Origin of the sequence: Okeania sp. SIO3I5, from assembly GCF_010672085.1 — a bacterium.
Lineage (GTDB): Bacteria > Cyanobacteriota > Cyanobacteriia > Cyanobacteriales > Microcoleaceae > Trichodesmium.
On the sequence record NZ_JAAHHT010000235.1, the window covers coordinates 1 to 3,650 of the forward strand.

General features: G+C 41.6%; 1 protein-coding gene. It reads right to left on the reverse strand.

Annotated elements, in window-relative coordinates; all coding sequences use genetic code 11:
• On the reverse strand, positions 1-3,650 hold a 3,650-nt coding region (locus F6K40_RS32675; protein ID WP_375340610.1), incomplete at both ends, for a beta strand repeat-containing protein.

Consider the following 3,650-nt stretch of genomic DNA (forward strand, 5'->3'; position numbering starts at 1 on the left):
TATGGGTTCGCTATCTGGTGTATATAATACCAGTTGTATTTCGTCTGGGTAAGCGGTGACATAGATAATAGCTGAGTTGTTACCTGTTTGACTGGCGATATCAGTTAGAACTTCCCGGATATTTTTTTGGGATGCGGTAGTTGATAAGTCAAACTCAAAGTAGTCGGCAAATTCATTGTTGCGATCTTGTTCTATCGTTGTCAATGTTGTGGAATTGGCAGCTACAGATAGGGGTGTGCTATTCACAATATTGATGTTTCGTAAAGCGGTGGTGGTATCTGTGTTCAGGTTGCCTTTCAGGCGATCGCTCACTTGGTTTGGCAGATTAGGATTATTGCTGGTTGTGATAGTGCTATTACCTTGCACTGATTGGATAATTTGAGTAGTAAGAGGATTTAATACTTGATTGTTAGATGGAGCAATATTTTCAGTTACAAGAATTGAAGGTACTGACGGTTGCACCACATTGGGTTGAGTTACTGGAGATACTGACGGTTGCACCACGTTGGGTTGAGTTACTGGAGATACTGACGGTTGCACCACGTTGGGTTGAGTTACTGGAGATACTGACGGTTGCACCACGTTGGGTTGAGTTACTGGAGATACTGACGGTTGGACCACATTGGGTTGAGTTACTGGAGATACTGGCGCTTGCACTAGGTTGGGTGCAGTTACTGGAGTTATTGGTGTTTGAGGTAATATTTGTGACAAAGTATTATCTGTTGGTGTTGATAGGGTTGGGCTAATTTGGATGATTTCACCAGTATTAACTTCTCCATTTAAACCTGGTTGGTTGATGATATTTGTCGTCTCTCCTATAGCAGTAATATTTCCGGTATTCACATCACCACCTGCGGTATTAGTCACTGTCGCATCACCTGTTTCAGTTATCGCCGTAATATCTCCGGTATTCACATCACCACCTGCGGTATTAGTCACTGTCGCATCACCTGTTTCGGTAATTGCCGTAATATTTCCGGTATTCACATCACCACCTGCGGTATTAGTCACAGTCGCATCACCTGTTTCGGTAATTGCCGTAATATCTCCGGTATTCACATCACCACCTGCGGTATTAGTCACCGTCGCATTCCCTGTTTCAGTTATCGCCGTAATATCTCCGGTATTCACATCACCACCTGCGGTATTAGTAACAGTGGCATCACCTGTTTCGGTAATCGCTGTTTGGTCTCCAGTAGTAATATCACCACCTGCGGTATTAGTCACAGTCGCATCACCTGTTTCGGTAGTCGCTGTTTGGTCTCCAGTAGTAATATCACCTCCCGCTTCATTACTAATACTCGCATCACCAGTCGCACTATCAACAGTTTGGTCTCCAGTCTCAATATCTTCCCCTGCCTGAACATCAATACCTCCAGCACTTCCTGACTCAGAAGTAGATTCTAAATCTTCAGTTGTCACAGATCCGTCAGCAGCAATAATTTCAACTGTACCTGCCGAGTTTCCGCCTTGGGTGGTAACATTTGCAGTTTGAATATCACCTTGAGTGCTAAAAGTATTCAAAGTAATATTCCCACTGCTACCATTGGGAGCGCGGGTTTGAATTGTGCCTGTATTCAAACTCCCACTAAGACTTTGAATATTCACATCTCCACTACCCCCATCACCAAAAGATGCCACATTATTAATATTGACAGTACCACTAGCATCCAGACTAATATCACCACCCGTACCAGTTTCACCAGAGGAATAAGTAGCAATATGATTAATATTCAAGTTGCCGTTATTGGTAGTTTTGACAGAAATTTGACCGCCTGCACCATTGATAGCAGTTGAAAAAATTACGCCCGTGTTGATATTGCCATCATTGTTGATGATATTAACAGATCCACTATCTTCTCGACCAAAAGAACTAATATTGCTAGTGGTAATATTTCCCTGACCTCCCTGAATAATTAAAATATTGCCTCCAGTACCTTCAGGAGCATAGGAATTTAGATTAGCGCGTTGCTGTCCAAAGATAGTCGCAACTTCTTCTGAAGATACATCAGCATCAGTAGAAATATTTGCTTCTGCGTCTAATGGAAATCCAAGTAGCTCAAGAGATACATCTAAAGGTCCTACAGTAGTATCAATATTTCCATTAGTCGTTTCCAGAGTAATATTACCACCCCTTGTTCCGCCACCGCTATAGCTTTCAACAAAACCTGTAGTAATATTACTTGTGGCGCTGAGGGTGACATTTCCACCTTCCCCTGCTAAGGAAAAAGAGTGTACCTCACCAATACTGGTATCTATTGCACCATCAGCAAAAATAGAGACATTACCACCCTGACCACGATTAGCATACGATCCTATAGTCCCTGTTCGGATATCGCTATTACTTGTAATGGTAACATCTCCAGCATTTCCATCACCTTCTGAAAAGGAAAAGATATTTTGTACGTCAATATTACCGGCGCCGATAAGATTCACATTACCACCATCACCTGTTATCGAAGAAGAAGCAAACTCGTTTGCACCATCAATAATACCTGTTTTACTTTCAATAAGAATATTACCACCACTGCCTCCTGTGCCATCAGAGCGGGAATCAATATTAGCAGCATTCGTTTCAGAATCACTGTTAGGGATAATATTAAGATCGCCTTGACTGACAATACTAATGTTACCCCCATCTCCTTTATCGCTATAGGAAATGATTTTTCCTCTTGTTGTCACTGTACCTTCTGTACTTTGAACAGTAATCTCACCACCTGGGCGATTATTTTGCTGTTCAACTTGGGACTGAATTATGGTAGCATCATCTGCATTTTGTTCAAGGGGTGGAATATCTTCTGGGTTTCCAGCAGAGGAAATGATGGCATCTGTGATAATATTACCTTTAGCATTAATCTTAATATTGCCTGCTGCACCTTGACGAGAAAACGACTCTATATCTCCTACTGTTATAGAACCTTCATCAGCATTCAGAGTAATATCTCCACCCCCACCAGTATTATTTTCTCCAGAGTTAGAATTATTTGTTTGTCCTTGGTTTTGCGCTCTCTGAGCTATCGGTTCGCCACTGGAGGACAATATCTCACCTATTTCTAAATCGCCTTGAGTGCTAGTAATATTAATTTCACCACCATCACCATTACCGTCTGAATAGGAAGAAATTGTTTCTGATGTGATATCACCTGGGGCAGTCACATTTATATCACCACCTTTACCTGTTTGGGACGAAGAAGATAACTCATTCTCAATTGTAATATTACCTGTTTCACTTGTGATAGTAATTGCACCACCATTACTACTCCTACTGGCGCCATCAGTACGGGAGTCAAGAGATCCTACTTCATTTTCATTATCTGTTTCATTGTTACGAATATTAATATTACCTTGACCACTAATCTCAATATTTCCCCCTGGTCCTTTATTGCTGTAGGAAGTAATTTCTCCTTGAGTTGTCACCGTACCCTCTGTACTTTTAATAGTAATGTTACCACCTGGGTTGTCTGTTTCTTCCTGCACCTGAGACTGATTTGTGGTCGAAGTTTCTGTATTTTCTCCCCGAGAAGGTATATTTTCTGGATCTGCTGCTGAGGAAATTATTTCACTTGTGATAATATTACCGTTAGCTTCAATGGTAATACTGCCCCCTGAACCTTCACGAGAGAATGACTCTATATCTCCTGCATTGATTT